Raw genomic sequence first — 7033 nt, forward strand, 5'->3', positions numbered from 1 at the left:
TAATCGTTACAAACCAAGAAAGAGCTATTAATAAAAAGATGATTTTAAAGGTTAGAATTGCCACTTAGAATTGGATTAATCACAAGGAATCCCGAATCGTGGTGCTCTGCACAACTCTTAAAATCGATGATGGAAAAAGGAGTGGACTCTGTTAGCTTCAGCCTATCTGATATCACTGCTAAAGTAGCAAGTAATCCTTTTGCCGTAACCAAAACTGAGATCGACATATTAAAAGAATTGGATGCTATCCTTATTCGTCCCATTGGAAGAGGGTCTTTAGAGGAGATAATATTTCGGCTTGATGTCTTACAAAGGTTAGAGAAAAAAGGCTTACTTGTTATCAATCCTCCTAGATCTATAGAAATCTCTGCTGACAAATACTGTTCCTTGAGTTTGTTGGATGAAGAAGGAATAACTGTACCACCAACAATTGCAACTGAAGATACTGAAGCAGCTTTAAGGGCCTTTCAAGAGCTAGGTGAAGATGTAGTCATCAAACCAGTCTTTGGCTCTAGAGGTATGGGAATAGGTAGAGTTACTGATCTTGAGACCGCTTGGCGAATATTTCATGCCTTAAACTACACTCGTCATGTTCTTTATATTCAAAAATTCATCCATCATGGAACAAGGGACATAAGACTTTTCGTTATTGGCCATAGAGTTATTGCAGCGATGTATAGACAAGCAGATGGATGGAAGACGAATATAGATCAAGGCGCAAGACCTATCCCTTTTAAACCTTCAAAAGAGCTTGAAGAGTTGGCTTTGAAAGTGGCCGAGACTATAGGGTGTAAAGTTGCAGGTGTAGATGTCATGGAGAGCCAAGAAGGATACATAGTCAATGAAATAAACAGCCAACCAGGCTTTAAAGGACTTCAGTTGGCAACAAAGGTCAACATAGCAGATGAGATTATAGACTATATCATTAAAAGTTTGTGATAGTTTTTACTCTAGTTTCATTAAGGTGCTGTCCGTCCTTTAAATAATAAGTATTAAGTGATTGATCTATGGTTTATGTCATTTCTAGAGATTCTTTTAATTTAATCTGGAATGGGCCAAGTTTTCCACCAAAGTTGACAGCTGATATCTTTACTACTCCCGGTACCTTTATTGCTGCTTTTATGCATTCTGAGGTGGCTTTTTTGACAAGATCTTCAGTCAATCCGTTAAAGACCAACTCGTATACACTATTTACATTATCAGGGACCTGAGATTCAGGCACTATATCCTTGATAGCAGGACAGAAAGGATGATTGGTGGAAGCCGGCAACTTATACTTCGTAGAGCCTACTTTAGATCCTGATCGACAGATGCCTCCTGGGAAAGTAAAGACTACTCCCTCGACTTTACCCATAGCATCTACCGCATCTACTGTTGCTTGAAGGGCGGCCTTTTGGTTTTCAGCCATAATGAGCAAGTTGCCACCAGCTACTGCCTTCTTGAGTCCGAATCTATCTTCTATGAAAAATTCTCCTTCCATTACGGGAATCCTCCAGACCTTTCTACCCCACATATTCTCTCTCTTTTGGTAACCATCACCAAACAGACTAAGAGATTTGCCCAATCTGGTGTATTTTTTGGCATCTTGTATACCATTAAATGCGGCTGTAGTTGGGCAAGTCAGTATACATTGACCTATACGGCTTAGAAGTTGGAACTTCAATTCATGTAAAGTCCTATGATAAATCTGAATCATTGCTCCAGGCCTACCGTCGGGGGTCTTTTCTGGGGGCACTAATGTGCCTTCAACACCAGCTTCTGCAGGTGATGCGATAATTGATGAAGCAAAGCCTGTAGCAGTTTTAGCAGAAATCAGAGCCCACTCCTCATTTTCAGCAGTTATTAAAAGTCTACAAGCAATCATAGGGAATGCTTCAGCAAAAGTATCTTCGATTTCTACATTAGACGACATGATCAAACCTCGCCTTTGGATAGCTATTATAGGGATTTATAATGTTTTGCTAATCAAATATGGATCTATTGAGGGTACATGGCTAGCCATTTTATATTGCAATCTTCTAACAACTTTAGTAGAAAAAATTTATAAATAGTAAAAAATGCGTTAGGTTGAGAAGATTTTGGAAGATATAAATGATATGATGAAAAAAATCCCTCAAGATTCTTATGAACAATTTTCAGAAGGAATGGTCAAGATTCTCTTGGGTTCCAAGAATGCAGACAAAATGCCTGAGAGACTAGCTAAGATAATCCTATACTCGTTACAAAACGATCAACTCACATTACCTGTGGGTATAAAAACACTTCTTGAAGCATCTATGCGTTTAGAAGAGGAAAATACAACAAATCTGCTCCAGGAATTAGAGATAAAAATTTGATTGTGAGGTGCTTGATTTATGCCTAAATTTGCGATTGAATTTGTCCCAACAGACGCGTATTGGAAAGTGGTCTACCACGCGATACATGCAGAAAAAGCGGGTTATGACTATGTTTGGATAACGGATCACTTCAACAACCGGAATGTTTACGTTCTGCTTACCAATATCGCTATCTATACAAATAGAGTTAAGTTCGGGCCTGGAGTTACTAGCCCTTATCTGATTCATCCAATAATGACTGCTCAATCGGTTGCCTCGCTAGGCGAGATGGCACCAGGGCGCGCGGTTTGTGGACTTGGTACAGGGGACAAGACAACATTGGATCTGCTGAATATTGAGAGGGCAAAGCCCCTATCTGCTGTAAGGGAGACCGTTCAACTATTTCGAGAAATTACTTTAGGAAAGACCGTTAAATTGGAAGGTAAAGTATTCAATGTTGCAGGAGCAAGGCTGAACTTTAAGATAGCCGACCCTATCCCTATTTTTATCGGTGCTCAAGGACCTAAGATGTTGTCATTGGCAGCCGAGATTGGGGATGGCGTTCTAATAAATGCATCAAATTCGAAAGACTTTGAGAATGCTATGGTGGATATCAAAAAGGGAGTTGAAAAGGCAGGCAAAAAGATAGAAGATATTGATGTTGTAGCTGCTACGGCATTCTCTGCATCAAATGATCCCAAAAAGGCTTTGAAAGCAGCTACACCAGTAGTGGCCTTCATAGTTGCAGGCAGTCCTGAGTCGGTCTTACAAAGACATAACATATCGATTGAATCTGCAGATAAGATACGGGATGCTATTGGAAAGGGTAATTGGGGCGAAGTATTTGCCAATGTCACGCCTGAAATGTTTGAGGCCTTTTCTATATGTGGGACTCCAGATACATGTATTGAGAAAATAGATCAACTATCAAAGATCGGTGTAACTCTTTTCATAACGGGTTCTCCCATAGGTCCAAAGGTTCATGATTCCATCAATCTGATCAGTAAGGAGATAATGCCCCATTTCAAAAAATCATAAAATTCAAAGCCATAAAAACAGCAGATATATACGCTAAAACAAAAGATTTGTTAATTCAAACAAATCTTTTGTTCTACAAAAATAATGGTTATCTGAGTTTTTTTTCAGTCTTCTTCGCTATAGCCTCAGCCATCTCAGATAGCTTGGCACTTCCACCTAGATCGTAGGTCACCGTTTTTCCTTCAGCTATCACATCATTTGTAGCCTCGAATATAGACTTTGAAGCCTTTTTCTCCCCAACATAATCCAACATCCATGCTCCAGCAAGTATAGTAGCTGTAGGATTTACTTTATCCATCCCTTTATACTTGGGTGCACTACCATGGGCAGGTTCAAACATAGCATAATTCTCTCCGATATTAGCAGAATAAATGCAACCTATACTTCCTATTAAACCAGAAGCTTCCTCAGAGATGATATCCATGAACAAATTTGTGCTCAAAATAACATTCTGGTTGAACCTTTGAGGATTCTTGACGAGTTGCTGAGCAAAGTTGTCTATAAAGTAAACATCCACTATAATCTCAGGAAAATTTTTTTCTACTTCTCCAACAGCTTCTCTGAATAGCCCATCTGTTTCTTTTAAAATATTGCCCTTTGTTATTACCACAACCTTCTTCCAGCCTTTTTCTCTAGCCAAATTAAATGCATGTCTTGAGACAAGTTCTGACGCCCTTCTACTAATCTTCCTTATAGCAATAGCTATGTCATCTAAACGAAATTCTATACCTGTGTAGAGACCTTCTGTTGCTTCACGGACACATATGAAATCAACATCGCCGAGGGGACCAGTCATATTCGGGAAGGTCTTTATCGGTCTAACATTTGCGAATAGGTTAAACTTCTGCCTTATACTCACTGCAACGCTTTTTGGAGTCTCTGGCTTGGGCATAGTAGTGGTAGGACCTTTGAAACATGCTGCTGATTTCATAAGTATTTCCCAGGTCTCGGGCGGTATAAACGAACTACCACCGTGCTTCTCCCACCATTCTAAACCTGCATCGCATTGTACTAAATCTATATCAGCCTTACTTGCCTTTAACACCTTTATCATTGCATCTACTAATTCTGGACCTGTTCCATCACCACGAATTAGGGCAACTTGCTTCCCCATCTTGATTCATCGAACTCTCAAAAGAGCTAATAGTTAAGCTTTATGTGAGATAATTCATAACAAATATTATAATTATGTCTGTTCTTTATCAGTAGAGTATCTCAAATTTTGTGAATTTTCCTTTATATTTTTCAAATTGTATAGTCAAATCTATCACTTTTGCGTTAGGTGGCCCCACTTTACACCACTGCAACATTTCTGTCACTTTATCTCTTTTACCCTCGAAAATAGCTTCAACACGACCATCTTGAAGATTTCTAACCCAACCTTTCAGACCAAGATTCAACGCCATCCTTTTTGTATTAGATCTAAAAAAAACCCCTTGTACTAAACCTGAAATATGGACGTGGGCCCTTACATTATCCATTTCGAACATTTACCATGGAAACTTTCTGAACTTTTTATAATACTCCACAAGACCGCCAGCTTGGAGCATCTTTTCTAAAAATTTAGGTTGTTTTTCTACACGTATGATTTTCTTTTTTGTTAAATTCTTGATAACCCCCTTCTTCAAATCTACTTCTATTGTATCGCCCTCGTTGATTATTTTTGGAAAGTCCTTGTGAGCAATCACTGGCAATCCAATATTGATAGCATTCCTGTAGAATATCCTAGCAAAACTCTCTGCTATAACTGCAGATATTCCACAAGCTTTGATAGCAACAGGAGCTTGCTCTCTACTAGACCCGCAACCAAAATTTTTACCTGCAACAATGAAGTCACCCTTCCGAACTTTCTTAGAGAATTTAGGATCAATACCTTCCATACAATGATTAGCTAATGATTTTGGGTCTATGGTTCTTGCTTTGTATTTGTAAGGTATAATGATGTCTGTATTAATATTGTCCCCAAACTTCCAAGCTCTTCCTTCCAAAACATCACCCTAAGTATTTTCTTGGATCAGTGATCACTCCTTTTATGGCCGATGCAGCAACCGTTGCCGGAGAGGCTAAATAAACTTTTGACTTAGGGCTACCCATCCTTCCTATGAAGTTTCTATTACTACAAGATATGCAAATTTCACCAGATCCTAATACGCCACAATGAGTTCCAACACAAGCTCCACAAGTTGAAGATGTTATCGTAGCACCAGCTTTTAGTAGAGTTTCTATAACCCCACTCTTTAAAGCTGTTTTGTAGACGAGCTTTGATGCTGGAGTGATGATTAGCCTCACACCATCTTTGACCTTTTTACCATTGAGTATCTTTGCAGCTATCTCAAGATCTTCAAACCTACCATTTGTACAACTTCCTAAAAACGCTTGATCTATAGGTTGCCCCTCAACATCTCCAACAGCTTTAACATTATCAACATTATGTGGTAATGCTACATAAGGCTCCATGTTTTCAACATTTTCCTTTATAATTTCGACATATTCCGCTTCTTTACCTGAATGAATTCTTAACATAGCCTTCCTGCCCATAGAAATCAAGTACTTTTCTGTTATTTCATCCATTTCTACTATTCCTGCTTTAGCCCCTGCTTCTACACTCATATTGCATAAAGTAGCCCTTGAGCTAATCGAAAAATCTTTTACAATATTACCAGTAAATTCTATTGCCTTATAATTGGCTCCTTCACAAGAAATCTTACTCATTATGTAAAGAATAAGATCTTTGGCAAACACTCCCCTTGGTAATTTACCATCAAATATGATTTTAATTGATTCGGGAACTTTTAACCAGATTTTACCACTTGCAAATATAGCAGCTATCTCTGTACTTCCTACACCTGTGGCAAATGTACCCAAAGAACCTTGAGTAGTTGTGTGAGAATCTGCGCCTACTATCAGCATACCTGGTACCACAAAGTGCTCTAGCATATATTGATGACAGATATTCCCCTCCTGAATACGACATCTCTGTTCTATGGCAAATTTTCTCATAATTGAATGGAAATCGGCAATCTGTTCAGAAGAAGCGGGATAAGTGTGGTCTATATGTAGTATGATTTTATCATTATCCCATACCTTCTTTATTCCTAATTCCTTAAGAACCTTTATGGCTAAAGGGGCAGTTCCATCATGAGCCATGGCGAGATCGACCTTTGCAACTATTATTTCATCAGTTGAAGCTATCTTACCAATTTCATCACATCTTTTTATAGAGAGAACCTTCTCAGCAAAGGTAAGGCTACGATCGGCGATAACCTCATCCAAGAAATCTTTGTTAGCAGTGCTCACGTATTGCATTAAAAAATCCCTAATTTGAGAGGTTGATAAATTCTTCGTTATAAAGGATCAATAAATTCTCAGAGACAGCAAAACTTATTGAAACTTCAGTATGAGTTTAGCTATCAAGGCTGATATAAAGCCAGCTATAAAGCCACCTATATGAGCCCAATAGGCAACGCCAGTTCCATCTATTAAAACATATAGAGGTTGTAATATGAACCAAAAACCTATGAATATTATCGCTGGCACTCTGATGATCCTTATAAAATAGAACAGTAGGGCTACGCTGATAACTCTTGCCCTTGGGAATAATACAATATATGCGCCTAATACACCTGAAACTGCTCCAGATGCACCTATGGCTGGAATGAAGATGTCAAATCCATTAAACA

Annotated in this window: 9 protein-coding genes; 3 read left to right on the forward strand and 6 right to left on the reverse strand. The window is 38.6% G+C overall.

Features of this window, described 5'->3' with window-relative positions; translation table 11 throughout:
* The first annotated feature begins 57 nt into the window (after nt 1–57).
* Nucleotides 58–939, forward strand: a complete 882-nt coding sequence (locus L6N96_04360; protein ID MCP8323392.1) for a RimK family alpha-L-glutamate ligase — start codon at nt 58–60, stop codon at nt 937–939.
* Between the two features lie 73 nt (nt 940–1012).
* On the opposite strand, the gene fhcD is transcribed toward L6N96_04360, so the two are convergent.
* Entirely contained in the window at nt 1013–1912 is a 900-nt protein-coding gene (gene fhcD / locus L6N96_04365; protein MCP8323393.1) for a formylmethanofuran--tetrahydromethanopterin N-formyltransferase, read from the reverse strand.
* A 166-nt stretch (nt 1913–2078) separates the two neighbouring features.
* Here fhcD and L6N96_04370 point away from each other — a divergent pair, with 166 nt between their 5' ends.
* Together L6N96_04370 and mer are read left to right on the forward strand one after the other, a co-directional pair.
* Nucleotides 2079–2336: a hypothetical protein gene (locus L6N96_04370; protein ID MCP8323394.1), complete on the forward strand. Its 258-nt coding sequence runs from the start codon at nt 2079–2081 to the stop codon at nt 2334–2336.
* Nucleotides 2337–2354: 18 nt separating this feature from the next.
* A complete protein-coding gene (gene mer, locus L6N96_04375; GenBank protein ID MCP8323395.1) occupies nt 2355–3353 on the forward strand; it encodes a 5,10-methylenetetrahydromethanopterin reductase in 999 nt (332 codons plus the stop codon).
* Nucleotides 3354–3441: 88 nt separating this feature from the next.
* Here the strand turns inward: mer and L6N96_04380 are convergent, their stop codons facing one another.
* From L6N96_04380 to L6N96_04400, 5 genes are all read right to left on the reverse strand, one after another.
* Entirely contained in the window at nt 3442–4467 is a 1026-nt protein-coding gene (locus L6N96_04380; protein MCP8323396.1) for an isocitrate/isopropylmalate dehydrogenase family protein, read from the reverse strand.
* A gap of 88 nt (nt 4468–4555) precedes the next feature.
* Complete coding sequence (locus L6N96_04385) at nt 4556–4834, reverse strand: acylphosphatase (GenBank protein MCP8323397.1); 279 nt, start codon at nt 4832–4834, stop codon at nt 4556–4558.
* A 9-nt stretch (nt 4835–4843) separates the two neighbouring features.
* On the reverse strand, nt 4844–5341 hold the full coding sequence (locus L6N96_04390) for a 3-isopropylmalate dehydratase small subunit (GenBank protein ID MCP8323398.1): 498 nt from the start codon (nt 5339–5341) through the stop codon (nt 4844–4846).
* 4 nt (nt 5342–5345) lie between these two features.
* Complete coding sequence (locus L6N96_04395; GenBank protein MCP8323399.1) at nt 5346–6659, reverse strand: 3-isopropylmalate dehydratase large subunit; 1314 nt, start codon at nt 6657–6659, stop codon at nt 5346–5348.
* A gap of 75 nt (nt 6660–6734) precedes the next feature.
* Nucleotides 6735–7033: rhomboid family intramembrane serine protease (locus L6N96_04400; GenBank protein ID MCP8323400.1), on the reverse strand; the 299-nt coding region annotated here is incomplete at its 5' end.

The sequence above is a fragment of the Candidatus Methylarchaceae archaeon HK02M2 genome, assembly GCA_024256165.1.
Taxonomy (GTDB): Archaea; Thermoproteota; Nitrososphaeria; order Nitrososphaerales; family JACAEJ01; genus HK02M2.